Annotated in this window: 22 protein-coding genes and 1 tRNA gene; 16 read left to right on the top strand and 7 right to left on the bottom strand. The window is 68.9% G+C overall.

Translation table 11 applies throughout. The features are described 5' to 3' along the window. Positions 1–75 precede the first annotated feature (75 nt). Positions 76–2,910 carry an FAD-binding and (Fe-S)-binding domain-containing protein gene (locus ACCO44_RS13770; RefSeq protein ID WP_372466955.1) on the bottom strand — a complete coding sequence of 945 codons (2,835 nt, stop codon included), beginning with the start codon at positions 2,908–2,910 and terminating at the stop codon, positions 76–78. 73 nt (positions 2,911–2,983) lie between these two features. Here ACCO44_RS13770 and ACCO44_RS13765 point away from each other — a divergent pair, with 73 nt between their 5' ends. Then, entirely contained in the window at positions 2,984–3,646 is a 663-nt protein-coding gene (locus tag ACCO44_RS13765) for a GntR family transcriptional regulator (protein WP_105709819.1), read from the top strand. A 13-nt stretch (positions 3,647–3,659) separates the two neighbouring features. On the opposite strand, the gene ACCO44_RS13760 is transcribed toward ACCO44_RS13765, so the two are convergent. After that, positions 3,660–4,601, bottom strand: coding sequence for a hypothetical protein (locus tag ACCO44_RS13760; protein WP_029263573.1), 942 nt, complete (start codon positions 4,599–4,601; stop codon positions 3,660–3,662). An 85-nt stretch (positions 4,602–4,686) separates the two neighbouring features. On the opposite strand from ACCO44_RS13760, the gene ACCO44_RS13755 reads away from it, so the two are divergent. The 3 genes from ACCO44_RS13755 (at position 4,687) to serA (ending at position 7,211) form a co-directional block, all read left to right on the top strand. Then, positions 4,687–5,151: a hypothetical protein gene (locus tag ACCO44_RS13755; protein ID WP_372466953.1), complete on the top strand. Its 465-nt coding sequence runs from the start codon at positions 4,687–4,689 to the stop codon at positions 5,149–5,151. Further along, the gene (locus tag ACCO44_RS13750; RefSeq protein WP_029263571.1) at positions 5,148–5,483 is read left to right on the top strand and encodes a hypothetical protein; all 336 of its coding nucleotides are present in this window, start codon (positions 5,148–5,150) and stop codon (positions 5,481–5,483) included. Before ACCO44_RS13755 ends, ACCO44_RS13750 begins: the two co-directional genes overlap by 4 nt. A 123-nt stretch (positions 5,484–5,606) precedes the next feature. Continuing rightward, positions 5,607–7,211 carry a phosphoglycerate dehydrogenase gene (serA, locus tag ACCO44_RS13745; RefSeq protein WP_372466951.1) on the top strand — a complete coding sequence of 535 codons (1,605 nt, stop codon included), beginning with the start codon at positions 5,607–5,609 and terminating at the stop codon, positions 7,209–7,211. A gap of 64 nt (positions 7,212–7,275) precedes the next feature. Here the strand turns inward: serA and ACCO44_RS13740 are convergent, their stop codons facing one another. Then, a complete protein-coding gene (locus tag ACCO44_RS13740) occupies positions 7,276–7,818 on the bottom strand; it encodes a TetR/AcrR family transcriptional regulator (RefSeq protein WP_262000838.1) in 543 nt (180 codons plus the stop codon). Positions 7,819–7,913: 95 nt separating this feature from the next. On the opposite strand from ACCO44_RS13740, the gene ACCO44_RS13735 reads away from it, so the two are divergent. The 10 genes from ACCO44_RS13735 to ACCO44_RS13690 all read left to right on the top strand — a co-directional run bounded on the left by ACCO44_RS13735 (position 7,914) and on the right by ACCO44_RS13690 (position 18,019). Next, positions 7,914–9,449: an MFS transporter gene (locus tag ACCO44_RS13735; protein WP_105709822.1), complete on the top strand. Its 1,536-nt coding sequence runs from the start codon at positions 7,914–7,916 to the stop codon at positions 9,447–9,449. Between the two features lie 79 nt (positions 9,450–9,528). Next, on the top strand, positions 9,529–10,572 hold the full coding sequence (locus ACCO44_RS13730) for a 3-isopropylmalate dehydrogenase (protein ID WP_372466950.1): 1,044 nt from the start codon (positions 9,529–9,531) through the stop codon (positions 10,570–10,572). A gap of 60 nt (positions 10,573–10,632) precedes the next feature. Continuing rightward, entirely contained in the window at positions 10,633–11,733 is a 1,101-nt protein-coding gene (locus ACCO44_RS13725) for a branched-chain amino acid aminotransferase (RefSeq protein ID WP_029263566.1), read from the top strand. 29 nt (positions 11,734–11,762) lie between these two features. Beyond that, positions 11,763–12,539 (top strand): fumarylacetoacetate hydrolase family protein, encoded by a 777-nt coding sequence (locus ACCO44_RS13720; RefSeq protein ID WP_029263565.1) that lies wholly within the window; start codon positions 11,763–11,765, stop codon positions 12,537–12,539. Then, positions 12,536–13,795, top strand: coding sequence for an MFS transporter (locus tag ACCO44_RS13715; protein ID WP_372466948.1), 1,260 nt, complete (start codon positions 12,536–12,538; stop codon positions 13,793–13,795). The genes ACCO44_RS13720 and ACCO44_RS13715 overlap by 4 nt, the downstream gene beginning before the upstream one ends. Before the next feature lie 71 nt (positions 13,796–13,866). Beyond that, positions 13,867–14,556, top strand: coding sequence for a class I SAM-dependent methyltransferase (locus ACCO44_RS13710; protein WP_258133985.1), 690 nt, complete (start codon positions 13,867–13,869; stop codon positions 14,554–14,556). Positions 14,557–14,609: 53 nt separating this feature from the next. Then, positions 14,610–16,115, top strand: coding sequence for a glutamate--tRNA ligase (gene gltX, locus ACCO44_RS13705; RefSeq protein WP_372466947.1), 1,506 nt, complete (start codon positions 14,610–14,612; stop codon positions 16,113–16,115). 98 nt (positions 16,116–16,213) lie between these two features. After that, positions 16,214–16,285, top strand: a tRNA-Gln gene (locus ACCO44_RS13700). A gap of 138 nt (positions 16,286–16,423) precedes the next feature. After that, on the top strand, positions 16,424–16,918 hold the full coding sequence (locus ACCO44_RS13695) for a hypothetical protein (protein WP_372466945.1): 495 nt from the start codon (positions 16,424–16,426) through the stop codon (positions 16,916–16,918). 87 nt (positions 16,919–17,005) lie between these two features. Continuing rightward, positions 17,006–18,019: a DNA topoisomerase IB gene (locus ACCO44_RS13690; RefSeq protein WP_372466944.1), complete on the top strand. Its 1,014-nt coding sequence runs from the start codon at positions 17,006–17,008 to the stop codon at positions 18,017–18,019. Here the strand turns inward: ACCO44_RS13690 and ACCO44_RS13685 are convergent. Further along, the gene (locus ACCO44_RS13685; RefSeq protein WP_372466943.1) at positions 17,985–18,971 is read right to left on the bottom strand and encodes a hypothetical protein; all 987 of its coding nucleotides are present in this window, start codon (positions 18,969–18,971) and stop codon (positions 17,985–17,987) included. The genes ACCO44_RS13690 and ACCO44_RS13685 overlap by 35 nt on opposite strands. A 23-nt stretch (positions 18,972–18,994) precedes the next feature. Beyond that, a complete protein-coding gene (locus tag ACCO44_RS13680; RefSeq protein ID WP_105709828.1) occupies positions 18,995–19,492 on the bottom strand; it encodes a hypothetical protein in 498 nt (165 codons plus the stop codon). 141 nt (positions 19,493–19,633) lie between these two features. Between ACCO44_RS13680 and ACCO44_RS13675 the strand changes: the two genes are divergently transcribed. Both ACCO44_RS13675 and pepN read left to right on the top strand, forming a co-directional pair. Continuing rightward, complete coding sequence (locus ACCO44_RS13675) at positions 19,634–22,093, top strand: tetratricopeptide repeat protein (protein WP_372466942.1); 2,460 nt, start codon at positions 19,634–19,636, stop codon at positions 22,091–22,093. Positions 22,094–22,143: 50 nt separating this feature from the next. Then, a complete protein-coding gene (gene pepN / locus ACCO44_RS13670) occupies positions 22,144–24,642 on the top strand; it encodes an aminopeptidase N (protein ID WP_372466940.1) in 2,499 nt (832 codons plus the stop codon). On the opposite strand, the gene ACCO44_RS13665 is transcribed toward pepN, so the two are convergent. Together ACCO44_RS13665 and ACCO44_RS13660 are read right to left on the bottom strand one after the other, a co-directional pair. Continuing rightward, positions 24,639–25,169 carry a GNAT family N-acetyltransferase gene (locus ACCO44_RS13665; RefSeq protein ID WP_372466938.1) on the bottom strand — a complete coding sequence of 177 codons (531 nt, stop codon included), beginning with the start codon at positions 25,167–25,169 and terminating at the stop codon, positions 24,639–24,641. The two genes, pepN and ACCO44_RS13665, sit on opposite strands and share 4 nt — an antisense overlap. Then, on the bottom strand, positions 25,166–25,804 hold the full coding sequence (locus ACCO44_RS13660) for an MBL fold metallo-hydrolase (protein WP_262000849.1): 639 nt from the start codon (positions 25,802–25,804) through the stop codon (positions 25,166–25,168). The genes ACCO44_RS13665 and ACCO44_RS13660 overlap by 4 nt, the downstream gene beginning before the upstream one ends. Positions 25,805–25,823: the final 19 nt, after the last annotated feature.

Raw genomic sequence — 25,823 nt, 5'->3', positions numbered from 1 at the left:
GCCTGACCTGAGTCAAGAAGAACGGGCGCCCCCTCGGGGGGGGGGCGCCCGTTCTTTCGTCTTCATCCCGGCGGGTCAGGCCCGGGTGAGTTCCTCGAGGATCTCGATCACGTGCCGGTAGGAGCGGCCGGTGGCCCTGGTCATCCCGATCTCGCACGTGCGGTTGGCTGACACGAACGCATCGAAGCCGCCGCGCTCCTCCTCCGCGGCCGCGATCTCCGCGGATTCCTGTGCGGTCGCACTGGCGGTGAGTTCCGGATGCAGCATCCCACGGTCACCGGCGAAGGCGCAGCAGCCCCAGCCCTCCGGGATGAAAACGTCGTCGGCGACGGCGGCCGCGATCGCGGTCAGAGCCCCCGTCGCCCCGAGGGCGGTCGTCGAGCACGTCGGGTGTACGGCCACGGTCGGAAGCTTCGCGGACACGGTCAACCGCGGCAGCACCTCTCGGGCGACGTACGTCGTCGCATCCTCGATCCGGAGCCCGGCGTACTTCGGACTCTTCGCCACGGACTGCGCGAGCATCACATCGAGGCCCTCTGTGCAGGATGCGGCGTCGCACACCACGGGGAGCTCGCCCTGGCGGCTCGCCTCCCAGAGGGAATCCAGCACCCGGTCGGACATGAGCCGGTAACCGTCGAGGTGGCCCTTGGACTTCCAGGGCGTGCCGCAGCAGAGGCCGCCGTTCTCCTCAGGGATCACGATGGGGATGCCGGCGCGTTCCAACAGCTCGCGCAGCGCGTCCCTCGATCCCTGGCCTTCGCCCTCCGCGCCGAACATCGTGCCGATGCACGCGCCGAAGAACACGACCTGCGCATCGCTCGGGGCTGCGGGGAGCGGAGGCTTCGACCCGCCGCGGGGAAGTCCCGCGGCGTAGAGCGGGAGTGTGTCGGCGCCCAGAACGGCGCGTCCCACCCGGGTCACTCCGCGGACGAGAGGAGCCGGGAGCGCGTCCGCGACCGTGAGGGCGATGCCGCCGGCCCGGGTGACCGTGCTCCAGTGCTTGGCCGCCGTGCCCCAGAGGGCACCCTCGACGGCGTTCGACTGCTCGGCCCGCAGCCGACGAACCAGGTCGCCGGTGTTGATGTCGACCGGGCACGCCACGCCGCACATGCCGTCGACGGCGCAGGTCTGCACGCCGTCGTAGTCGTAGTCCTTCTGCAGATCGCGCAGCAGCTCGGTGTCGCCCTGCTCTTCGGCCCAGGCCATGTCGCGGCGGATCACGATGCGCTGACGCGGGGTGAGCGTGATGCTCTTGCTCGGACACGTCGGCTCGCAGTATCCGCACTCGACGCAGCGGTCGACCTCGTTCTCGACCGTGGGAACGCGCTTGAGGTCGTGCAGGTACGAGTCGGGGTCGTCGGAGAGGACGACGCCGGGGTTGAGGATGCCGTCGGGATCGAGCAGGCCCTTGATCTCCCACATCATGTCGGTCAGCTCGTCGCCGTACTGGCGGCGCACGAACGGCGCCATGATGCGACCGGTTCCGTGCTCGGCCTTCAGCGAACCCTGCTGGGACAGCACGAGGTCGACCAGGTCGTCCGTGAACCGGCGGTAGCGGGCGATGCTGTCGGCGTCGTCGAAGCGCTCGTTGAGCAGGAAATGGACGTTCCCGTCCTTCGCATGACCGAAGATGACCGAGCCCTCGTAGCCGTGCTCGGCGAACAGTTCGATCAGTCGCTCACAGGTCGCGAGCAGGCGGGGGACAGGGACGACGATGTCTTCGAGCAGAGCGGTCGTGCCGGAGGGGCGCGCACCCGCCACCGCCGTGTAGAGACCCTTGCGCACATGCCACAGCGCGGCCCGCTCGGCGGCGTCCGTCGTGAGTCGAGGCGCCACGGCCAGCGGCAGGGCCTCGAAATGCACCTGGGCGGCGGCGCTCGACTCCGTGAGGGACGCAGCATCGGAGGCGTGGACTTCCACGAGCAGGGCCGCATGCCCCTGGACGTCGATCGCCGCGATCGCCGCCGGGACATCGCTCAGACCCTGTGCCACGCGCAGCGATGCGGCATCCATCAGCTCGATCGTCGCGAGGCCGAGACGCGTGAGGTCGGGGAGTGCGGTCATGGCGGCCGACAGCGTCTCGAACACGAGCAGACCGGTGGCGATCGCCGGACGAACCTCGATCGTGCGGAACCGTGCCTCGGCGACGAACGCGAGGGTGCCCTCGGACCCGATGATGAGGTGCTCGAGGATGCGCACCGGATCGTCGAAGTCGAGCAGGGCGTTGAGGCCGTAGCCCATGGTGTTCTTCATCGAGAACTGCTGCCGGAGGAAGTCGACATGCTCCGGCGAGGCGAGCAACCGTGCGCGCAGGGCCAGGAGCCCGTCGACGATCGCCGGTTCCGCGGCGCGCAGCAGCTCGTTCGCGTCGGGTCGTCCGGTGTCGAGGATCGTCCCGCTCGGGAGCACGATCGTCATCGATTCGATGGTCTGGTACGAGTTCTCGGTGATGCCGCAGGCCATGCCGCTGGAGTTGTTCGCCACGACCCCGCCGATCGTGCAGGCGATCTCACTCGCCGGGTCGGGCCCGAGCTTGCGGCGGTGGCGTGTCAGCCGGGTGTTGACCTGGCGAACCGTGGCTCCGGGACCGACGCGGACGAATGCGCCGTCGTCCTCCACGCGGATGTCGCGGAAGTGGCTGCGCGTGTCGACGAGGATGTCGCCGCTGACGCTCTGCCCCGACAGGCTCGTCCCGCCGGAGCGGAAGGTCATCGTGCGTCCCGCCGCACGCACGGCGCCGAACGCACGGGCGACGCCCTCGGCATCCGCGGGGGAGAGCACCGCATCCGGGATGAGCAGGTAGTGCGAAGCGTCGTGTGCCCGGGCGAAGCGGTCGATGGACCGGGAGTGCACCTCGGTCGTGGGGCCCAGCAGTGCGGGATCCAGCGGTTCGGCGAGTGTGGTCGGCACGGTGCTCCTCTGCTCCGTCGAAAGATTGTCTGACAAGTGTACCGACGGCGGGGCGTTTCGTTAGACTGACCGGATGACCATGAGCTCGGACGCGCCGCTCGGCATCGTCGGCGTGGTCGACGCCGTCACCGCTCAGCTGCGCGGACGCATCCTCCGCGGCGAGATCGGCTCCGGCACGCCGCTCACGGAGTCAGCCGTCTCGCAGACGTTCGGGGTGGCCAGGCCGAGTGCGAAAGCAGCCATCGAACAGCTCGTCGCCACCGGACTCCTGGTGCGCACCGCGCATCGAAGCGCCCGCGTCGTCGGGATCGACTCCGAGACCGTGCGCGACGTCTACCGCACGAGGACACGGCTGGAGAGCGCGGCGCTGCGCGAACTCGCCGTGACCAGGACCGTTCCGGATGCTGCCCGCGACGCCAACGCCGAGATCCTCGCGATGCCGGCCGGCCCCGACCCGGCGACTGTCGGCCCCGATCTGCGCTTCCACACCGCGCTCATCGACGCCCTCCAGAGCGAGCGGACCGGTCGCATGTACCGCAGCGTCCTCGACGAGGTGCGACTGTGCATGGCGCAGGTGCAGGGCCGCCGCCTGCTCGACGCTGCGGTGATCGCTGCCCAGCACGCCGACATCCTCGACGCGGTCGAGTCCGGAGAGGGCGAGCGTGCGGCCGCCCTCCTCGAGGCGCATCTCTCTTCGGCCGAGGAGAGGCTCGTCGAAGCGCTCGACGCCGACTAGCGACCGGAGATCGTCACTCGGCCGGGGCCTCGTCGACGACGATGGGCGCTTCCGTGGAATCCGCCCATTCCGGCGCGGGGAGGACGGTGTCCACCTGCCCCGCCTGGATCGCTCGCAGCGCCTCGGTGATCTCCTCGTCGTTCTCGGGAACGGGAAGGTCGCAGGCACGCAGCTCGGAGGCGAACTGCAGCGTCAGCCGGTTCTTGCCCGCTTCCACGGCCTGTGCCGTCGTGCCGGTGATGATCTCGCTGCCGGTCTGGATCGCGGAGACCTCATCGCAGACGTGGTACACCTTGCCGCCCTCGACCCACACGACCTCGTCCTTGCCGAGCAGCTGGATCACGGCGGACTGATCGGCCGTGTACTGCTCGACCGACGGCGGAGCGAAGTCGACGCCGAGGACGACGGCGAGAGCCGCGAGGGCTACTCCGACGATGCCGGCCGTCGTCTTCTGGCCCTTGTCCATGTCCTTGTTGAGGAAGATCAGGATGACGAGGGGGAGGAAGGCGACGATCGCGATGATCGCGCCGAGCTGGTTCTGCACGAAGAACCGTGTCTTGTCGGACTTCCGCGCGGGGTCGAGGCGATTCGCCTTCTTCCAGAGCACGGACCCGGTGATTGAGAGTGCGGCGATCACGACGAGCAGCACGAGGAGTGCGATGAACGCCCACTGCGGGAACGTCGCCGTGACGCCGTGCTCCTCGAGCAGTCCGGTGTCGGGGTTGCGGAGGAGCTGTCCGTCCTCGCCGACGTAGACGCGCTGGCGCAGCAGCCAGAAGATGCCGACGGCTTCGCCGATGATCGCGATGGCCCAGAGCACGGCGGCGATCCAGCGGAAGCGGGTGGCCTTCGCTTTCGCCTCGGGAGTGGGGACCCATCCGGCGGGCGGCTCGGTGTTCGTGCTGCTCGCCGCAGGCCGCTCGACGTCGGCGTTCTTGTTGTCGCTGTCGGCCACGGTGCTCCCCTTTTCCCTCCGGTGCCCGCCATACCGGCTCAAGGCAACCCCGAGCATAGTGGACCGGGTGTCCTACTCTGGGGAGATGACTTCCGATTCCGACGACGCCCTCAGCTGGGAGGGCGACGACGCCGCGGCGCCGCAGGATCGCGCCCTTCCGCACGGCTGGAACGCCGTGGGCAGGGGCAGCGAAGAGGTGGGGACGGTCGAGGATGACGGCACCGTCACTCCCGCTGCGCCCGACGAGCCGGCGAGCATGAGCACCATGATGCTGCTGATCCTCGGGGTCGTCGGCGGCGTCTATCTCCTCTACACGATCGGTTGGATCGTCGGCGGACTGCGACTCAAGCCGCTGGCCTCGTTCCTCGTCGACGACGCCATGTTCCTGCCGTGGTTCGTGCTGGCGATCGCCGCGCCCGCGCTGTGGTTCCTCGCGACCTGGGTCCTGACCCGGGGGAGGGCCGCATGGATCCGCGTCGCCGTGCTGCTCGCGGGCGTGGTCCTCCTCGTTCCCTGGCCCTTCGTCACCGTGGGGGTGATCGGATCGTGAGTGCGTCTTCCGCTCCTCAGCAGGTCTCGGCGGGCTCGCCCCGCTGGCTCGTCGGACTCGTCATCGGGCTGGCAGGGCTGTTCTACGCCTACGCGGTGTGGAACGCCGTCGCACACCTGATCACGATGGCGCAGACCGGATTGACCGGAGGGGGATGGGCGACACTCCTGTTCGGCGTCGCCTTTCCCGCCATCGTCTTCGCGTTCGCGTTCGTGATCGGTCGACGACGCAATGTCGGAGAGCTCTCCCTGGTGTTCCTCGCGGGACTCGGCATCGTCGCGGTCTTCTGGATGAGCCTCATCGCGCTCAGCCTCACGATGCCGAGCGCCTGAGTCGCACGCGGTCACACGGCACGGAGGGCCTCGAGCGCTCGGGTAGAGTTGACGCGATCGCGCCCCCATGGTGTGCGGCGCATCGGCCACTCCCGCCTGCCGCGCTGCCCCGAAGGATCCACTGTGCCGAAGCCCGTCGTGCTCATCGCCGAAGTACTCTCTCCCGCCACCATCGAGGCCCTCGGCCCCGACTTCGACGTCCGCAACGTCGACGGCACCGACCGTGAGGCGCTGTTCGCGGCGCTGGCGGATGCCGATGCCGTGCTGGTCCGCTCGGCGACCCGCATCGATGAGGAAGCGCTCACCCACGCGCCGAAGCTCAAGGTCGTCGCCCGTGCCGGAGTCGGCCTCGACAACGTCGACATCAAGGCGGCCACGGCTGCCGGCGTCATGGTCGTCAATGCGCCGACCTCCAACATCGTCTCCGCCGCCGAGCTCACGGTCGGCCACATCCTGAGCCTCGCCCGCCGCATTCCGGCCGCGCACGCCTCGCTCTCCGCAGGCGCCTGGAAGCGCAGCTCCTTCACGGGAGCCGAACTCTTCGAGAAGACGGTCGGCATCGTCGGCCTCGGTCGCATCGGTGCGCTCGTCGCCGCGCGCCTTGCCGCTTTCGACATGCGTGTCGTCGCCTACGACCCCTACGTCACCTCGGCGCGCGCCCAGCAGCTCGGCGTGCAACTCCTCTCGCTCGATGAGCTCGTCGCCGAGTCGGACTTCCTCACGATCCACATGCCGAAGACGCCGGAGACCACCGGCATGATCGGTGCCGAGCAGTTCAAGGCCATGAAGCCGACAGCGTTCGTCGTCAACGTCGCGCGCGGCGGCCTGATCGACGAGGAGGCGCTGCACGCCGCCCTCGTCGCGGGAGAGATCGCCGGTGCGGGCCTCGACGTCTTCACCTCCGAGCCCCCCGCAGAGGGTGGCACCGCTCGTCCGCTGCTCGATCTTCCCAACGTCGTCGTCACCCCGCACCTCGGTGCGAGCACCGAGGAGGCGCAGGAGAAGGCCGGCGTCTCGGTCGCCCGATCCGTGCGTCTCGCGCTCGGCGGCGACCTGGTGCCCGACGCGGTCAACGTCGCCGGCGGTGTCATCGACCCGTACGTGCGCCCCGGCATCTCGCTGGTCGAGAAGCTCGGTCAGATCTTCGCGTCGCTGGCGACCTCGCCGCTCACGAGCCTCGATGTCGAGGTGCACGGTGAGCTCAACGACTATGACGTGAGCGTGCTCAAGCTCGCCGCTCTCAAGGGCGTCTTCACGAACATCGTCAGCGAGACCGTCTCCTACGTCAACGCGCCGCTCCTCGCCGACCAGCGCGGCATCGCCGTGCGCCTGCTCAAAGACGACGTGAGCGATGAGTACCGCAACGTGATCACGCTCGCCGGCGCGCTGTCGGACGGGTCCCAGCTGTCGGTGTCCGGCACGCTCACGGGCCCGAAGCAGGCCGAGAAGCTGATCGGCATCAACGATCACGCGCTCGAGCTGCCGATCGAGAAGCACCACGTCGTCATGCTGTACACCGACCGTCCCGGCATCGTCGCGGTCTACGGTCAGAAGTTCGGCGAGGCGGGCATCAACATCGCCGGCATGCAGATCGCCCGCGAGGCGGCCGGTGCACAGGCGCTCAGCGTTTTGACGCTGGACTCCCCGGTGTCCGACGAGCTGCTCGACGACGTGCGCGCCGCCATCGACGCCGACCTGTTCCGTCAGATCGAGATCACCGAGGTCTGATCGACGGCTGCAGACAAGAGGGCGGGAGCGTGATGCTCCCGCCCTCTTGCGTGGGTCGGTGCGGTCAGGCCGTCGCCTTCAGGACCAGCGCGATCAGCTCGGCGAGCTCGTCGCTGCGGGGGACCAGGCGCTCGGGCCCGTGCACGTCGAGCGAGTTGTTGAAGTAGAGCCCGTCGCTGACCAGCATCACCAGGTCGAGACTCGCCGTGTCGCGCACGTGCGGACGGATCGTCTCGGCCCACCGTCGCCGCGTGTCGCGGAGCATGTCGGCTGCCGGCACGGATCCGCCCTGCGCGAGTCGGGTCGCGGCGATGAGTGCGCGGTCGAGTGCGTCGTCCTCCATCACCGATGTGCGCACGTAGTACGCGACGGGGCCTTCCTCAGCGGACGACATCCGTTCCAGGTCGAGTGTCGTGAGGTTGTCGAGGCGCTCCATCAGTCCGGCTTCGAGGTCGTCCTTCGAGCCGAAGTGGTAGAGGAGTCCGCCTTTGGACACCCCTGCAGCCTTGGCCGTGGCGTCGAGCGTGGCTGCGCGTTCGCCGTCTTCGATGAGGATCGCTTCGAAGGCGTCGAGCACCTTCTCGCGGGCGAGGGGAGGTCGGGGCATCGTGGATCCTCTGCACAGGGGAGCGGCGGGAATTCTGTTACTATACCATCCGGACGGTTCACTAACGATACCGCCGAAACTGTGAGAGGTGTTCCATGACCCGTACTGCGTCGATCCCGACGACAGAGACGGATGCTCCCCGCGTCGGAGCCCGTGGCTGGGCGGCGCTCGTCGTCCTCATGCTGCCGGTGCTGCTGGTGTCGGTGGACAACACGGTGCTGAGCTTCGCGCTCCCGGAGATCTCCATCGCGCTCGCCCCCACCGGGGCCGAGCAGCTGTGGATCATCGACGTGTACCCCCTGGTGCTGGCCGGGCTCCTGGTGACGATGGGCACGCTGGGCGACCGCTTCGGCCGCCGGAAGATGCTGCTGATCGGTGCGACCGGCTTCGCCGCCGTGTCGGCTCTCGCCGCCTTCGCGCCGACGGCCGGGCTGCTCATCGCCGCCCGCGCGCTCCTCGGTTTCTTCGGCGCCATGCTGATGCCGTCGACCCTCTCGCTGCTGCGCTCGATCTTCCAGAACCGCGACCAGCGCCGCATGGCGATCGCGGTGTGGGCCTCGGCGTTCTCCGCCGGTTCCGCCCTCGGACCCATCGTGGGCGGATTCCTCCTCGAGCACTTCGCCTGGGGATCGGTGTTCCTCATCGCCGTCCCCGTGCTCATCCCGCTCCTGATCGCGGCACCGCTGCTCGTCCCGGAGAGCCGCGACCCGAACCCGGGCCGCATCGACCTGATCAGCATCGCGCTCTCGATGGCGACCATGATCCCCGTCGTCTACGCGATCAAGTCGCTGGCCGTCGACGGGCCGAGCCTCACGGCCGGCGCATGGGCTCTGCTCGGCTTCGGCATGGGGTACCTGTTCGTCCGTCGCCAGCTGCGCTCCCGGTCGCCGATGCTCGACATGGCGCTGTTCCGGCGAGGCTCATTCTCCGGGGCGATCCTGGTGAACCTGCTCAGCGTCGTCGCGCTCGTCGGCTTCCTCTACTTCGTGTCGCAGCACCTGCAACTGGTGCTCGGGCTGTCGCCGATGATGGCGGGCTTGGCACTCGTCCCCGGCATGCTCGCGATGATCGTCGCCGGCCTCTCGGTCGTGCCCGTCTCGCGCCGCGTGCCGCCGCACATCGTGATCCCGGTCGGACTCGCGTTCTCGGTGGCGGGCTACCTGATCGTGGCATTCACGACCCACGCGCACGGAGTGCTTCCCCTCGTCATCGCCTTCGTCGTGCTCGGCATCGGCATCGGGGCGGCGGAGACGATCTCGAACGAGCTGATCCTCTCCAGTGCCCCCGCGGCGAAGGCCGGCGCCGCGAGTGCCGTCTCCGAGACAGCGTACGAACTCGGCGCCGTGCTCGGCACCGCGGTGTTGGGTGGCATCATCACCGCGTTCTACCGCGGCGCGCTCGTGCTGCCCGAAGGGCTGCCGGCCGATGTGGCGCACGCGGCGGGGGAGACCCTCGCCGGCGCCTACACCGCGGCGCAGGCGCTTCCGGAGCAGCTCGGGACAGCGCTGTGGGATGCGGCTGCTGCCGCGTTCGGCTCCGGTGTGATGGTGACGTCGCTGATCGGCGCTGCCCTCGTGGTCCTCGCCGGTGTCATCGCGGCCGTCACACTGCGCAAAGCCCCCTCGCACTGACCAGTACGCTGGGAGGACCGGCCCGCTCGACCCCGTCGGGCCCGGCCGGTCCATCCCCGTGCAGTGCGCAAGGAGTCTCATGTCGCGTGTCGTGAAGCTGGCCGTCATCCCCGGTGACGGCATCGGTCCCGAGGTCATCGCCGAGGCGGAGAAGGTGCTCGACGCCGTCACCGCTGAAAGCGGCGTGGTCTTCGACAAGACCCGTTTCTCGCTGGGTGCCGGGCGCTTCCTCGAGACCGGCGACACCCTCACCGACGACGACCTCGCATCGATCGCCGCGAACGATGCGATCCTGCTCGGTGCGGTCGGAGGCACGCCGGGCGAGCCGCGTCTGAAGGATGCGAACATCGAGCGGGGGCTGCTGCTGAAGCTGCGCTTCACCCTCGACCACTACGTGAACCTGCGGCCGTCGAAGCTCTTCACGGGCGCACCCGGTCCCCTGACGGATCCGGGTGAGATCGACTTCGTCGTGGTCCGTGAGGGCACGGAAGGCCCCTACGTCGGCAACGGCGGCGCGATCCGCAAGGGCACGCCGCAGGAGGTCGCGAACGAGACCTCGGTGAACACGGCCTTCGGTGTGGAGCGCGTCGTGCGCTACGCCTTCGATCTCGCCGAGCGCCGCCGCAAGAAGCTGACTCTCGTGCACAAGACGAACGTGCTCGTGCACGCAGGAGCCATCTGGCAGCGTGTCGTCAACGAGGTCGCCGCCGAGCACCCCGACGTGACCGTCGACTATCTGCATGTCGACGCGGCCACGATCTTCCTGGTCACCGACCCCTCGCGCTTCGACGTGATCGTCACCGACAACCTGTTCGGCGACATCCTCACCGACCTCGCGGGAGCCGTGACCGGCGGTATCGGACTCGCGGCATCGGGGAACATCAACCCCGACGGCGCGTTTCCCTCGATGTTCGAGCCCGTGCACGGTTCGGCGCCCGACATCGCGGGCCAGCAGAAGGCCGATCCGACCGCGGCGATCCTCTCGATCGCACTGCTGCTCGACCACCTCGGCCTCGCAGAGGAATCCGCACGCGTGAGCGCGGCGGTCGAGGCCGACATCGCCGCACGCACGGCGGCACGAACGACGGCGGAGATCGGCTCCGCGATCACTGCGCGCCTCTGACTGCAGGCGTAGGCTGAACGGGCGCGACGATGCGCCCACCCACGAGGAATGGATGATGAGATGACGACCATCGATGCCGAGGCGACCGTGGCTCCCCTGGAGTTCCTCGTCATGAAGAACCTGAACGCTGTGTCACCCGACCGTCTCGCCGAGGCGCTGGAGAATCCGGGCTTCGGCGTGGTCTTCACCGATCACATGGTCGACATCTGCTGGTCCGCCAAGGGCGGGTGGCACCGCCCGCGCGTGCAGCCGTACGGTCCGATTCCGCTGGACCCCGCCGCATCCGTCCTGCACTACGCGCAGGAGATCTTCGAGGGCATCAAGGCCTATCGTCACGCCGACGGCTCGATCCACACGTTCCGTCCCGACCGCAACGCCGCGCGCCTGCAGGCCAGCGCCCGCCGACTCGCGCTGCCGGAGCTGCCGACCGAGTACTTCATCCAGTCGCTGCGCGAGCTCATCGCCGTCGACGGCCGCTGGGTGCCGACCGGGGCGGACCAGAGCCTCTACCTGCGGCCCTTCATGTTCGCCAAGGAGGCCTTCCTCGGCGTCCGCGCCGCCCAGAAGGTCGCCTACTACGTGATCGCCAGCCCTGCGGGCGCCTACTTCACCGGCGGCGTCAAGCCGGTGCGCATCTGGCTCTCCGAGGAGTACGCTCGCGCCGGCAAGGGCGGCACGGGCAAGGCGAAGACCGGCGGCAACTATGCCTCCAGCCTGCTCGCACAGAGCGAGGCCAGCGCGAAGGGCTGCGACCAGGTGGTCTTCCTCAACGAGAAGCGCGACGTCGAAGAGCTCGGCGGCATGAACGTCGTCTTCGTCTTCAAGGACGGCCGGGTGGTGACACCGGAGTCGGACAGCATCCTCGAGGGCATCACGCGCGACTCGCTGCTGCAGCTCGCGGAGGACCGCGGCTACACGGTCGAGAAGCGTCCGATCTCGATCGACGAGTGGCGTGAAGGCGTGGCTTCCGGAGACATCGTCGAGGTGTTCGCCTGCGGCACCGCGGCAGTCGTCACTCCGATCGGTGCGCTGGTCGGCGACGGGTTCGACGAGCCGCAGCCGCTGGGCGAGCTCGCCCTCTCGCTGCGTGAGGAGCTCACCGACATCCAGTACGGTCGCCGCGAAGACAAGCACGGCTGGCTCCTGCGTCTCGACGCCTGAGCCGCGGGAGCGCTCGGTAGGCTGGATCCATGAAGATCGCCCGGTTCAGCCACGACGAAGCCATCATGTACGGGATCATCGACGAGCGCGAGCTCGTGGTGCTCGCCGGAGACCCGATGTTCACCGGGTACGAGACCACCGGCGCGCGTGTACCGCTCGCGGATGCTGCGCTGCTCGCCCCGGTGATCCCGCGGTCGAAGGTCGTCTGCGTCGGCAAGAACTACCACGACCACGCCGCCGAGATGGGGGGAGTGGCTCCCGAGGAGCCGCTGCTCTTCCTGAAGCCCAACACCTCGGTGATCGGCCCCGGCGACGCGATCGTGCGTCCGACCCTCTCCGAGCGCACCGAGTACGAGGGTGAGCTCGTCGTGGTGATCGGCAAGATCGCGAAGAACGTGAAGGCCGAGAACGCGCTCGACTACGTGCTGGGCTACACGATCGGGAACGACGTGACCGCGCGTGACCTGCAGCGCAAGGACGGCCAGTGGTCGCGTGCGAAGGGCTTCGACACGTTCTGCCCCCTCGGGCCGGTCATCGAGACCGATTTCGACCCGGCGAACGCCACCATCGAGACCCGCGTGAACGGAGAGGTGCGGCAGCATGCACCTCTGACCGACATGATCCACTCCGTGCCGGCGATCATCGAGTACGCCTCCGCCGTGTTCACCCTGCTGCCCGGAGACGTGATCATGACGGGGACGCCGGCCGGTGTCGGCACGTTCGAGGCCGGCGACGTGGTCGAGGTCGAGATCTCGGGACTGGGCATCCTGCGCAACAGCGTGCGCGACGCCGTACCCGCACCATGAGCGATGTCGCCCTGACGGCGACGCAGCAGGCGACCGTCCAGCGGCGGACCGTACTGGTGCTGTCCTTCGGGCAGGTGCTGGGCGGCATCGCCTTCGGCGCCACGGTGTCGCTCGGCGCTCTTCTGGCGGCGGACATCTCGGGGAACGATGCGCTCTCCGGCCTGGCGACGGCGTCGGTCACGTTGGGAGCGGCGGCGTGCGCCATTCCGCTCGCGCGTCTCGCCGCGCGCGTCGGGCGGCGTCGGGCACTCACCCTCGGCAACCTGTTCGCGCTGGTCGGCATCGCTGTCGTCATCCTCGCCGCCTCTGTGCGGGTCTTCCCCCTGCTGCTGGCGGGCATCCTGATGATCGGCGCCGGCAACGCGGGCAACCTGCAGTCCCGGTTCGCGGCCACGGATCTGGCAGCACCTCAGCATCGCGGCCGTGATCTCTCGATCGTCGTCTGGTCGACGACCATCGGCGGGGTCGCCGGGCCCTTACTCCTCGGTCCCGGAGAGATCGTGGGGCAGGCGGTCGGCATGCCGCCGCAGACCGGCTCATATCTGTTCTCGTTCGTCGCGCAGTGTGCGGCTCTGGTGCTGTACCTCGTAGCCCTCCGCCCCGATCCGCTGCTCGCTGCGCAGCGTCTCGCGAAGGTGGCGGCGGCGACGACCGGGGCCGTGGTGCTCGACCGCCCTCGTGTAGCGCGCTACGCGATCTTCGCGGTCGCCGGATCCCACGTGGTGATGGCGTCCGTGATGGCGATGACGCCGGTGCACCTCTCGCACATGGCACATGGCGCGCAGGGCATGGCAGCCACTCCGGCCGATGTGTCCGCGCTCGTCGGCATCACGATCGCTTTGCACGTCGGCGGCATGTACGCTCTGTCGCCCGTGTTCGGCGTGCTCGCCGATCGCTGGGGGCGTCTGCGCGTGGTGCTGTTGGGTCAGGTGCTGCTCGCCGGTGCGCTGGCGTTCGCCGTGTTCACGGGCACGGAGGCCTGGGGCGTGATGGTCGCGCTCATCCTGCTGGGGCTGGGCTGGAGTGCGGCGACGGTCGCCGGTGCCGCACTGCTCACCGAGGCGTCCGCACCGGAGCTGCGCACCCGCCGGCAGGGCCGCAGCGACTCGCTGATGAGCCTCTCGGCGGCAGCCGGATCGGTACTGGCCGGGGTCGTTCTGGCGAACTTCCAGTACGCGGGGCTCGGTGTGGCCGCGTTCATCCTGGTGATCGCGATCGTCGCCCTGTCTCCGCTGGCTCGCTCCGGCACCCGATGAAGGACTGGGCCGGGGTCGGGGAGGCATACGCCGTCTCGTACGCGGACCTGTGCGCAGGGACCTTCCCCGTGATGCGTGACGCGCTGGGCACGCCTGGCGACCGCAACCTGCTCGATGTCGGTGCCGGCGACGGCACACTCGCCGAAACGTGGTCGGTGGGCGGATGGGATGTCACCGCCTGCGAACCGGAGGCGTCGATGCGCGCCGTCTCGCGGCGGCGGCATCCTGCGATCGAGCCGGTCGACGGTGCACTGCCCGATCTTCCGTTCGCCGACGGCACCTTCGACGTCGTCGTCGCGAACTTCGTGCTGAATCACGTCGCCTCGCCACGCGAATCGGCCGCCGAACTGCGCCGGGTGAGTCGCGGCATCGTCATCGCGACCACCTGGACGCTGTCGCCCTCCTGGCTCTGGGCCGAGATCACGGGACGTGCCGGGCTGAAGCCGTTCGCGGGCGCGAGGCTTCCGGCTGCGGAGGACTTCGAGCGGACGCCCGAGGGTTTCGCACGGATGCTGAGGGAGGCGGGCCTGGGCCATGTCGCCGTCGCGGAGCATGAGTGGGCCTGGAACGCGCGACCCGAGGCGCTCTGGGCATCGGTCGAAGGAGGCGTCGCCGGTGCGGGCGCCCTATACGCCGGACTGGATGCGGGCGATCGGCGACGTTTCCGCGCGGCCTTCGACTTCGTCGTCGAGCAGCGGCGGAGAGGTGGCGTTCTGCCCCTCGAGCACCGGGCGGCGATAGCCGTGGCGACGGACGCCTGAACGCCCACCGCCCGCCAGCGGAGACGACCTCGTCCCCGTAGAATCGAAGGGCTATGGCTACCCCTCACCCCCTCACCACGACTGTCAGTGGTGCCGACGTCCGCGTCCGCTTCTGCCCATCGCCGACCGGGCTGCCGCACGTCGGCATGGTCCGCACGGCGCTCTACAACTGGGCGTACGCACGCCACAACGGCGGGAAGATGGTGTTCCGCATCGAGGACACCGATGCCGCCCGCGACAGCGAGGAGAGCTTCCGTCAGCTCGTCGATGCGCTCACCTGGCTCAAGATCGACTGGGACGAGGGTGTCGAGGTCGGCGGACCCCACGCTCCGTATCGGCAGTCCGAGCGCCACGACATCTACCGTGCGGTGATCGACAAGCTCATCGCCACCGGGGCGCTGTACGAGAGCTACTCGACGGCGGAGGAGATCGACGCGCGCAACGAGGCCGCAGGCCGCGCCAAGCAGCTCGGCTACGACAACTTCGACCGCGACCTCACCGACGAGCAGAAGGCGGCGTTCCGCGCCGAGGGCCGCCAGCCCGCCCTGCGCCTGCGCGTGCCGGACGAGGACGTCACCTACGTCGACCTCATCCGCGGCGAGGTCACGTTCCCCGCGGGTTCGTTCCCCGACTTCGTGGTCGTGCGGCCGAACGGCGTGCCGCTGTACACGTTCGTGAACCCTGTCGACGACGCGCTCATGGGCATCACCCACGTCCTGCGCGGCGAAGACCTCATGCCCTCCACCGCGCGCCAGCTCTCGCTGTATGCGGCGCTGATCGACGCCGGTGTCACGACCTTCGTGCCGCGCTTCGCGCACATGCCGCTCGTGCTGGGCGAGACCGGCAACAAGAAGCTCTCCAAGCGCGACCCGCAGGCCGACCTGTTCCTGCACCGCGACCGCGGCTTCATCCCCGAGGGGCTGTTGAACTACCTGGCGCTGCTCGGGTGGTCGATCGGTCCGGACCGCGACGTGTTCTCGCTCGACGAGTTCACCGCGGCGTTCGACATCGAGAACGTCAATCCGAACCCGGCACGCTTCGACCAGAAGAAGGCCGAATCGATCAACGGCGACCACATCCGGATGCTGGGGGAGAAGGACTTCGCCGAGCGGACGATCCCGTATCTCGCGGCGGCCGGCCTCTTCGACGAGCCCACGCACGAGCAGCTCGTGATGGCCTTCCGGGTCGCACCGCTCGTGCAGGAGCGCGTACAGCTGCTGGGCGAGGTCCCCGGCATGGTCGGGTTCCTGTTCGAGGACGAGGTCTCCTACGCCGAAGACGCGCTCAAGGGTCTGCCGGCGAATGCTGCCGAGGTCCTCGACGCGTGCGTCAGCGCCCTCGAGCCCGTGGATGATTTCGTGCCCGAGAAGATCCAGGAAGCGCTGGCCACGGCGCTCATCGAGAAGCTGGAGCTCAAGCCGCGGATCGCTTACGGGCCGCCGCGGGTCGCCATCACCGGCCGTCGGATCTCGCCGCCGCTGTTCGAGTCGATGGAGCTGCTCGGCAAGGATGAGTCCCTGCGTCGTCTGCGGTCGCTCTCGGCATTCCTCGCGAGCTGAGCGCGACGCGCCCGAGCGGCGGTGCGCACCGGTGGTTTTGGTGTTCCGCCGTCGCTCGGGTAAGCTTGAATCTCGGTGCGAGGCTCCGGTTTCGCCCTTGGGGTATGGTGTAATTGGCAACACGGCGGTTTCTGGTTCCGTTGTTCTTGGTTCGAGTCCAGGTACCCCAGCAAGACGAAAACCCCCGCTCAGGCGGGGGTTTCGTCGTTTCCGCGGGTACTGATTCCGGCTGGCGGCAGGCACCTGTCGACGCCGACATCCATCGAACGGACGAGGCCGGCGGGGTTCGCACGCAATAGGCTCCGAGCATGGCCCTGGAGTCTCTCTTCCTCCGTCTCGACCGGATCGCGGGCGGGCGGCAGGCCGGCGTCGCGATCAGCGAGGCCGACCGCACGCACCCCAACACCGTGCGAGCGTTCACGTGGATCCTCTGGCTCCTCGTCGTCGAACTCGTGATCGGTGTGGGCGCCGTCATCGTCGCTCTGGTGCTGGCGGTCGATGGCGAGTCCGTCTCGTTCGCCGTCTGGATGCGAACTCTGGTCGTCCTCGCGATGACCGCGACATTGTTCTACTTCGCGTGGCGCGCGCAGCACGGCTGGCGATGGGCCTATCAGCGGCTGCGACTGTTCGCCCAGATCTTTCCCGTCATCACGCTCGTGATGGCCGCGATCCCCGGCCTGTACCCCCTCTGGATGGTGTCCGAGCAGATCGTCTTCAGTCTGATCATGATCGGCATAGCCGACTTCCTCACGAGCGATCACATGCGCCGCACCTTCGCGCGACCTCCGGCCGACGCCGAATAGCACGGCGGGGCGCGCGACGCCACTCCCTATCGCTGCACTTCGGAGACCGGCATCCTCGGCGGAGACGACTTCAGGGGAGGAGCACGAATGGCCAGACTGGTTCGGGTGGCACCAGATGAGGATCCGGGCTTCCGACGGGTTCGCTCGGGATCGGGTTTCCGCTACGTCGATCCCGCAGGCGAGACCGCACCGGAGGCGGATCGCGAACGCATCAGCGATCTGGTCATCCCGCCCGCGTGGCACGACGTGTGGATCGCGGCGGACCCGCTCGCGCACATCCAGGCCGTGGGGATCGACGGCGCGGGGCGCAAGCAGTACCTGTACCACCCGCTGTGGCGCGTGAGCCGTGATCGCCGCAAGTTCGTGCAAGCGCTCGACCTTGCGGCCGCGCTCCCCGGTGCCAGAGCTCAGGTGACCAGGGCGCTCAAAGAGGAAGGGCAGACCAAGGAGCGCGCTCTGGCTATCGCCTTCCGCCTGCTCGATGATGCGGCGCTCCGCATCGGCTCCGAGCGATACCTCGTGCGGCACGGCAGCCGCGGGCTCACGACCCTTCGCCGGCGCGACGTGCGCGTGTCCGGCAGCGACGTGGCGTTGTCCTTCCCCGCGAAGAGCGGCCGCACCGCCTCGATCGAGATCACCGACGAGTCGCTCGCGGACGCGCTGACCGATTTCGCCGCAGGGAAGTCAGGAGCTTTCCTTCTGGCCTATCGCCGCGGTCGCCGCCGCGTGCGCATCACTCCGGCCGAGGTCAACACCTACCTTCGCGAGGTGACGGGGGCGTCTTTCACGGCCAAGGACTTCCGTACCCTGCACGGGACCGTCATCGCGGCCGATGCACTCGCCCGGATCGGCGAACTCGACCGGCGCAAGGATCGGGACCAGGCCGAGCGACTCGCCGTGCAGGCGGCCGCGACCGCGCTCGGGAACACGACTGCCGTCGCGCGCGGCAGCTACATCGATCCGCGGGTCTTCCGTCAGTACGCACGGGGACGCACGCTGGACCTCTCGGTGACGCCGGAGACGGCCATACGGCGGCTCCTGGGCGGGCCGGAGATCTCGAAGAAGGTCACCCGGCGAGCTGCAGCCAGACGACAGCGATGAGCATCGGGATGAGTGGTGTGGCCACCGCGACGATCACCGGCCACCACCGGATGCGGGTGTCCACGCTCCGGGCGCGCTCCGTGAGCGTGTCGCCGTCGCGGCGATAGGACTGCGGGTCGAGAGGTTCCGCTGCCTCGTCGCGGTACAGCAGCGTCCGTCGTCCGAACCGATCGTGCAGCGCGGCGATCACGGTGAGAAATCTGTGGAGCTCGCTCTCGTCGGTGAGGTCGACCGCAGGAAGGTACAGGTGCAGCGTGCTGTCGACGATCTCCAGATCGAGGTCGGCGCTCTCATCGAGAAGGATCGCCATCAGATCGGGTGTGAGCACATACAGCGCGTCGGTCTCGTAACCGTGCGGGACGGACACCTCGAACACATCGCTGAAGTTCCCCTCCAACCGCAGCTGCGAGCGGCCGGTCGGTCGTCGCGGAAGCACACTGAGCGCTCCACCGCCCCGACGCGAGCGGAGCGTGATCCTCGGCGCTTCCGACGGGAGGGGGATACGCACGGCGCGCACGGTATGCGTGGTCGCTCCCTCGCGGTCGCCGACGACGAAGATGCGCTCGACGCTGTCGAACGGGAGGCTGGTGTGGAGTGCATCGAGGTGGTCCTGGGCGGTGCGGCTCCCACGGTCTATCTGCTCGTCGATGGATCCGCCCCACATACGGTCGCCGATGTCTGCGCGGTACATCCACCCGAGCGCCTGTGCGATGGCTTCGAGGTTCGCGCGTCGCCGTCGATGCTGCACGACTGCGAAGGTCGAGGTGGCGACGAGCACAGCGCCCGCGACGATCGTCGCCAGCTGTGCGAGGAGCAAGGAGGCACCATCGAGCCCGAAGCCCACGGGCAGCAGATAGAACGCGACGCCGGCGGCGATCACCAGATAGGCCACCGACGCGGCGATCAGTCGGAAACCGCCCCGCACGGGGGTTCCCGCGTGCGGGGCGGGCATCGGTTCCGAGTGCGTGAACACCGTCAGGGCTTGTACACGATGGCGATGTTCAGCTGGCCGTTCTCGCGTGCCCAGGCGAGCCAGCGCGGTTCGTTCAGACCGTTGAGACGCTGGATCGGGATGACGTAGATGCCCTGATCGATCCGGCTCAGCGCGCGGAACTCCGGCTTCTTCGAGATCCAGATGGTGCCCCCGCCGTCCCACGGCTCGAGGCACGAGTACACATACCCGTGCTCGCGGAGGTTGATCCGGTCGGTCAGGCTCTCGGCCTGCTGTCGGAGCTCGGTGACCACGTCGGCGGGCACCGTGCCGTCCAGGGTGAACGCGGCGACGTCGTACACGTTGCCCTCACCGAAGTCCCGCGTCGTGAGGATGGTCAGTTCCGTGACCCCCTTGTCGGAGGTGCGGGTCCACAGCGCGTGCGAGTTCTTCGCACGCTTGTTCATCAGGAACCCGCCGAAGTTCACCTTCTGGAACGAGAAGTCGTCGAGCTTCGCGGCGATCTCTGCGCGTGTCGTCATGGGGAGTGTCTCCTTGTCCGGGAGGTCGGGCGGCCTCCGTCGAGCGAGCCTAGGTGCCCGCCACCGGGCGCCGTCGGACCCCGAACGAGCCCGAACGACGCGCCGGCCGAGCGCCGCCGCAGCCTGCCATAGGCTCGACTCATGCCCGCCCCGCGCACCCTCGACGAGCTCTGCAGCGGGCTGGGGCGGATGCGCGCGGATGCCGGATCCCCCTCGTACGCGGAGATCGCACGGCGCATCGGACGGTTGCGCGGGGGAACGGAACCGGCGAAGGTCACGGTCTACGACTGCTTCCGTCCCGGTCGACGACGGGTGGATGATCGGCTCGTCGGAGACATCGTCCGGGCGCTCGGCGGCGAGGAGACCGAATCGGAACGCTGGAGCGAGACGGCGCGCGTGCTCAACGGCGAGCGATCCGGAGTGCACATCGAGGTGACGCATGCTCCGCGGAACGCTCCCGGCGCGGAGATCGGTCGAGAAGCACTGTTGGCCTCGGTGCCTGCGGCGGATGTCCTGGTTCTCACCGGGCTGCCGGGCGCCGGGAAGAGCACCTTCGCCTCCGCACTGGTCGGCAGGGACTCCGTGCTCACGGTGCAGCTGCGCGAATCCGAGTCGGACCGCCCACGCGCCGACCCCATCGACGTCCTGCGGCGCATGCTGGGCGCGCTCGGAGTCCGTTCGCTGCCCTACGAGCTGCCCCGCCTGCGCGAGACATTGCAGGTCACCGCGCGCGGTACGACCGTGATCGTGGAAGACGCGGGTGATGCCCGGCGCCTCGCCGCACTGATCGTCCCCGGGGTGCGGTACGTCGTGACCTCCCGGGTCGACCTCGCCGATCTGGAGCAGCGTGTGCGACCGCAGACGCTCACCATCGCTCGTGTCATCGTTCCGCCGATGACGGACACCGACGCGCAACGGCTCCTCGCGCATCTCATCACGGTCGAGGGGACGGCGGCGCCTCTGCCCCACTCGGAGATCGACGTCGGTGCAGACGCGCTCCGGCGCATCGTGGCCGTCGGTGGCGGCCTCCCGCTCGACCTCGTGATGCTCGCGGGCATCGTCCGTGAGCACGAGGGCTGGTCGTTCCAGGATCTCGCCTCGCGGTTCGAACACGAGCCGCGTGATGCGCGGATCCGTCCTGTGCTCGAAGCCGCGACCCGCTCGTTGTCGCAGAGTGAGGCCGATCTGCTGGCGGACGCTGCGCTGTTGGACAGGGACATCGACGCCGAGGTGCTGCTCGCTGCCGGCGGTCCGTCGGCGGAAGCCGATCTGCATCGCCTTCATGGTCGCCATCTCGTCGAGCTCCGCGACGGGCACCTGCTGATCCACGCCACGGTCTTCGCATTCGCCGCGGAGCGCTCGCGCTCGCTTCGCCCGTCGTCGGAGCGCCGGGCCTTCGTGCTGAGGGCAGCGGCCGCAGTGGTGGCGCGGATCCGCTCTGACCCCGACTATGCGGCGCGGGAAGTGGTGACCGTGCTCGCCGTCGCCGCGGCGGCTCGGGAGCACGCTGCCGATTCCGCGGTCGAACAGCTCGCCATAGAGGCGCACCCCGGGCTCTCCCGGTGGTCGATGTGGAACGAGTCGCTGCGCCTGCATGACCTCGCCGCGCGCGGAGCGGGACTCGACCTCGTGCCGGAGATCGCCCTGGGCGTCGCGCATTGCGCCGAGAAGCTGGGGCGTCTGGACGAGGCGCTGATCACGCTGCATCGGGTACGACGTATCGCGACCGGGGCGTCACTCGCGCGCACCTGGAATCAGATCGGCAACGTCCAACGATGGATGAGCCATCTCGAAGAGGCGCTGCGGTCGTACGAGCTCGCGATCGGACACGCGCGGGCGGCCGGGGATCGGATCGTGGAGGGGCGGGCGACGGGCAATCATGCCGATACGCTGCGCATCCTCGCCCGGTACCCGGAGGCGCGCGACCGTTATGCGGTGGCCCTGACGATGGCCGGGGAGGAGGGCGACGATCTCAACGTCGCGGTCGTCCGCGGCAATCGGCCCCTGCTCCTCCTGGCGATCGGACAGCTCGATGACGCGGCCGCCGAGCTGCAGGGGCTGCTCGACGAATCGAGCGTCGACTCGCTGCCGTTCGTGCGCAGGACGCTGGCCCTGGTGGCGGAAGCGACGGGGGACGACGTGCTCGCTCGCGAGCTGTGCGCGACCGCGAGACAGACCCTGCGGACAGCGGGGGAGTTCGCGACATCGGCGGACCTCGACCTGCTGGAGGCACGGCTCGATGGCCGCGCCGGCGACCTCGTGAGGGCGCGAACCACCGCCGAACGAACGCTGCGCGAGGCGGAACGCGCCGGCTCACCGTTGATCGCGACCGAGGCGGCGAACTCGCTGGCGGAGATCCTGGTGCGCGCGGCGACGATCGATGCGACCGCTGCCCACCAGCTGGTCGATGATGCGGAGCGGCATGCCGAGGAAGCGCGCAGCATCGCGGAGGCGACCGGCGATCGTGCCGAGGTCGCACGCAGCGACGCCGTCCTCTCGTCGATCGCGGCTCTGCGAGGCGATGATGGGTCGGCTGAGGCACTCGCGGCAGCTTCGGCGCAGCTCTACGCGGAGATCGGTCATCGCCTGCGCAGCGGGTGAGGCGTGAAGGTGGGGCCGTCTGCGTCCCGTCCGGATGCCAGGATGGAGGGATGGACACCGCCAACCTCACCCGGGAGGAGACCGCCGCGCGATCCGCAGTGGTCACTCTGCACCGCATCCGTGTCGAACTGGATCTGACGGGGGCGCCCGAGCGGGCGCGCACCGGGTTCTCGACCGTGACGACGCTCGAGTTCGATGCCACGGCGGAGTCGACCTGGCTCGACTTCATCGGCGAAGAGGTGCGCCGTGTCGAGGTGAACGGCGTCGACCAGGATGTCGTGTGGGACGGAGCACGGATCACGCTCGCCGGCCTTGCCGCCGCCAACGTGGTCCGCGTCGAGGCGGTCGGGGCATACAGCCGCTCCGGCGAGGGACTGCACCGCTTCCACGACCCGGCCGACGACGAGACGTACCTGTACACGCAGTACGAACCTGCGGATTCGCGTCGTGTCATGGCGTGCTTCGAACAACCCGATATGAAGGCCGAGTACACCTTCGTCGTCGACTCGCCCTCCGAGTGGCAGGTGCTCTCCAACCAGACCGCGGTGCACACCGACCTCGGCGTCGGGGTACAGCGGGTGGAGTTCGCCCCGACCCTGCCGATTTCGAGCTACATCACTGCGGTCGCCGCCGGCCCCTACACGCGTGTCGACGGCGAGTGGCGGCGCGACGAGCAGCAGATCCGCCTCGGCGTCTTCGTCCGCCGGTCGCTGGCGCCCCACCTGGACGCCGACGAGATCCTCGAGGTCACCCGGCATGGACTGGACTTCTTCACCGACGCCTTCGCCTACCCGTACCCGTGGGGCAAGTACGACCAGATCTTCGTCCCCGAGTACAACCTCGGTGCGATGGAGAACCCGGGCCTGGTGACGTTCACGGAGTCGTATCTCTCCCGGGGCGCGGCGACGGATGCGCAGCGCGCCGCACGGGCGAACACGATCCTGCACGAGATGGCCCACATGTGGTTCGGCGACCTCGTCACGATGACCTGGTGGGACGACCTGTGGCTCAAGGAGTCGTTCGCCGACTACATGGGTGCGCACGCCTCCGCGGTAGCCACCCGATTCCAGGACGCCTGGGTGAAGTTCGCCGCGAGCCGAAAGGCCTGGGCGTATCAGCAGGACCAGCTGCCCACGACGCATCCGATCGTGGCGGACATCACCGATCTCGAGGCCGCGAAGCTGAACTTCGACGGGATCACCTACGCCAAGGGTGCCGCGGTCCTCAAGCAGCTGGTCGCCTTCGTCGGCGATGACGCGTTCTTCGAGGGTGCTCGGCGCTACTTCGCTGCGAATGCGTTCGGGAACACCACGCTCGACGACTTCCTGGTGCAGCTCAGTGCCGTCTCCGGCCGTGACATGAGCGACTGGTCGGCGGCATGGCTGCAGACCTCCGGTGTGTCGACGCTGTGGACCGAGACGGATGACGAGGGCCGCAGCGTCCTCGTGCAGACCGATCCGCGTCCGCACCGATTGCGCATCGGCCTGTACGAGCGTCGGGATGGGCGCGTCGTCCGGCGCGAGCAGCAGGAACTCGACCTGATCGGCGAGCGGACCCCGCTGGATCTGCCCGAAGCCGATCTCGTGCTCCTCAACGACGACGACCTCACGTATGCCAAGGCGCGGCTCGACGAGCGGTCGCTGCGCACGGTCGAGGAGTCGCTGTCGGAGATCGAGGAGCCGCTGGCGCGGGCACTGGTGTGGTCGTCGCTGTGGAACGCCACGAGGGACGGTGAGCTCGATGCGGCGCGGTACGTGGCGATCGTGCGTACGCACGGCCCCGCCGAGTCCAACATCGGGCTGCTGGCGGGTGTCCTCGCGAACGCCGCGTACGCCATCCGGCACTTCGTGGCGGATGCTGACCGTGCGGCCGAACAGCGGGCATGGACGGATGCCGTCTGGAGTGCCCTGCAGGCCGCCGATGCCGGCAGCGACGCGCAGCTGTCCTGGGCGCGGGCGCTCGCGACCGCATCCGCATACGACGACGCGCACCACGAGCAGGTGCGGGCTCTGCTCGACGGCGACGTACCCGCGGGGCTCGTGGTCGACCCCGATCTGCGCTGGCAGTTGCTGACGGCGCTCGTCACGACGGGGCACGCCGACCTCGCCGACATCAGCGCCGAGCAGGAGCGTGACGACACGGGCAGCGGGCGCACGGCAGCGCGACGAGCACGGTCATCGCGCCCGGACGCCGCCGTGCGGCGCGAGGCCTGGGAGACCGCCTGGACCGACCTCACGCTGAGCAACGATCACCTCGACGCCGAGATCGACGGTTTCCGTGCCGGTGGGCGCCGCGATCTGACCGAGGTCTTCGACGCGGAGTACTTCGCCCGTATCTCGGGAGTCTGGGGTGATCGCAGCATCGAGATCGCGCGTCGGCTGGTCCTCGGGTTCTTCCCCGCGGCCGATTCGCTGAGTGCCGTCGATGTCTGGATCGCCGAGAACGCGGCGGCGCCCGCGGCGCTGCGGCGGCTCATCGTCGAGCAGCGCGATCATCTGGAGCGCGATCTCCGGGTGCGCGCCGCGCAGGGCGCCACTTCACGCGGCTAAGCGGGAGCGACCTGCATCCCCATGACCGTGCGCACGATCCACGGGTGCGCACGGTCATCGTCGATGTGAGTCATCCCGAGATTCTCCGCAACGCCGCGTGAGGCGTCGTTGGCGGGATGGATGATCGCGGTGAGCAGCGTCGGTGCGAACTCCCGAGCGACCAGCTCGACACACGCGCGCGCTGCCTCGGTCGCGTACCCCCGGTGCTGCATCGACCGGCGCACCTGATAGCCGACCTCCAGCACCGGATCGCCGTTCACGGACTGCCAGGTCAGACCGCAGTCGCCGACGAACTCGCCTTCGCGTGTCTCGATGATCCACAGCCCGTGGCCGTGCTCCCGATAGCTCTTCTGCATGCGCGCGATCCACTCGGCGCTCTCGGCGCGGCTCTTGGGCGCCGGATAGAACGCCATCACCTCCGGGTCGCCGAGCAGGTCGGCCATCAGGTCCAGGTCGTCCTCCGTCATCTCCCGGAAGACGAGTCGCGCGGTCGTCGGAGGGAGGAGGCGTCGTACCGCGCCGCTCACAGATCGAGCGATTCGCCGGGCTCCAGGACGAAGAACTCCCCGCCGCCCTGCTCGGTCGCCCACTGCAGCCGCTGGCGGTGCATGTTCTTCCCGATGACCGAGAGCGTCATGTCGTGGGTGCCGAAGGCGCGACGCGGCGCGACAGCGAGCACATAGTCCATCGCCTCGCCGATCTTCAGCCAGGGCGCTCCGAGCGGCGCAGCGAGCGTGCCGACGTCGATCCCCTCCGGAACCGCATAGGAATCGCCGGGGTAGTAGAGCTCATCGTTCACCAGTACGCCGACGTTCTCGACGACGGGCAGCGACGAGTGGATGACCTCGTGCGTGCCGCCGAAGAATCGGAGCGAGAAGTCGCCCACCTCGATGGTGTCCCCGGGGGAGACGACCGTGATGTCGTATCCCTCCGCCGCACGAGCCACCCCGGACGGCGCGAAGATCGGCGTGCCGGGTGCCCCGCGCAAGAGGCGGTCGAAGTGATCGGAGGTCCAGTGGTCGGGGTGCTCGTGGGTGATCACGATCCCGATCAGATCGTCGAGATCCACCAGCGGTGCGGTGAAGGAGCCCGGATCGATCAGCAGGGTCTTCCCGCCGGCATCGAGGCGGAGGGCGGCATGTTCGAACTTGGTGACGCGCATGAGACGAGTCAACTCCTTC

The organism is Microbacterium maritypicum, from assembly GCF_041529975.1.
Lineage (GTDB): Bacteria > Actinomycetota > Actinomycetes > Actinomycetales > Microbacteriaceae > Microbacterium.
Note: the sequence above shows the minus strand (reverse complement) of the source record. Positions and strands in the feature narration are given on the sequence as shown.

Bases quoted from the DNA above. Each gene is read 5' to 3' on its own strand.
- ACCO44_RS13720 (WP_029263565.1), top strand. From the start codon at position 11,763: ATGAAGATCGCCCGGTTCAGCCACGACGAAGCCATCATGTACGGGATC.
- ACCO44_RS13660 (WP_262000849.1), bottom strand. From the start codon at position 25,804: ATGCGCGTCACCAAGTTCGAACATGCCGCCCTCCGCCTCGATGCCGGC.
- ACCO44_RS13740 (WP_262000838.1), bottom strand. From the start codon at position 7,818: ATGCCCCGACCTCCCCTCGCCCGCGAGAAGGTGCTCGACGCCTTCGAA.
- ACCO44_RS13765 (WP_105709819.1), top strand. From the start codon at position 2,984: ATGACCATGAGCTCGGACGCGCCGCTCGGCATCGTCGGCGTGGTCGAC.
- ACCO44_RS13725 (WP_029263566.1), top strand. From the start codon at position 10,633: ATGACGACCATCGATGCCGAGGCGACCGTGGCTCCCCTGGAGTTCCTC.
- gltX (WP_372466947.1), top strand. From the start codon at position 14,610: ATGGCTACCCCTCACCCCCTCACCACGACTGTCAGTGGTGCCGACGTC.
- ACCO44_RS13730 (WP_372466950.1), top strand. From the start codon at position 9,529: ATGTCGCGTGTCGTGAAGCTGGCCGTCATCCCCGGTGACGGCATCGGT.
- ACCO44_RS13695 (WP_372466945.1), top strand. From the start codon at position 16,424: ATGGCCCTGGAGTCTCTCTTCCTCCGTCTCGACCGGATCGCGGGCGGG.
- ACCO44_RS13680 (WP_105709828.1), bottom strand. From the start codon at position 19,492: ATGACGACACGCGCAGAGATCGCCGCGAAGCTCGACGACTTCTCGTTC.
- ACCO44_RS13675 (WP_372466942.1), top strand. From the start codon at position 19,634: ATGCCCGCCCCGCGCACCCTCGACGAGCTCTGCAGCGGGCTGGGGCGG.
- ACCO44_RS13715 (WP_372466948.1), top strand. From the start codon at position 12,536: ATGAGCGATGTCGCCCTGACGGCGACGCAGCAGGCGACCGTCCAGCGG.
- ACCO44_RS13690 (WP_372466944.1), top strand. From the start codon at position 17,006: ATGGCCAGACTGGTTCGGGTGGCACCAGATGAGGATCCGGGCTTCCGA.
- pepN (WP_372466940.1), top strand. From the start codon at position 22,144: ATGGACACCGCCAACCTCACCCGGGAGGAGACCGCCGCGCGATCCGCA.
- ACCO44_RS13735 (WP_105709822.1), top strand. From the start codon at position 7,914: ATGACCCGTACTGCGTCGATCCCGACGACAGAGACGGATGCTCCCCGC.
- ACCO44_RS13710 (WP_258133985.1), top strand. From the start codon at position 13,867: ATGCGTGACGCGCTGGGCACGCCTGGCGACCGCAACCTGCTCGATGTC.
- ACCO44_RS13685 (WP_372466943.1), bottom strand. From the start codon at position 18,971: ATGCCCGCCCCGCACGCGGGAACCCCCGTGCGGGGCGGTTTCCGACTG.
- ACCO44_RS13755 (WP_372466953.1), top strand. From the start codon at position 4,687: ATGACTTCCGATTCCGACGACGCCCTCAGCTGGGAGGGCGACGACGCC.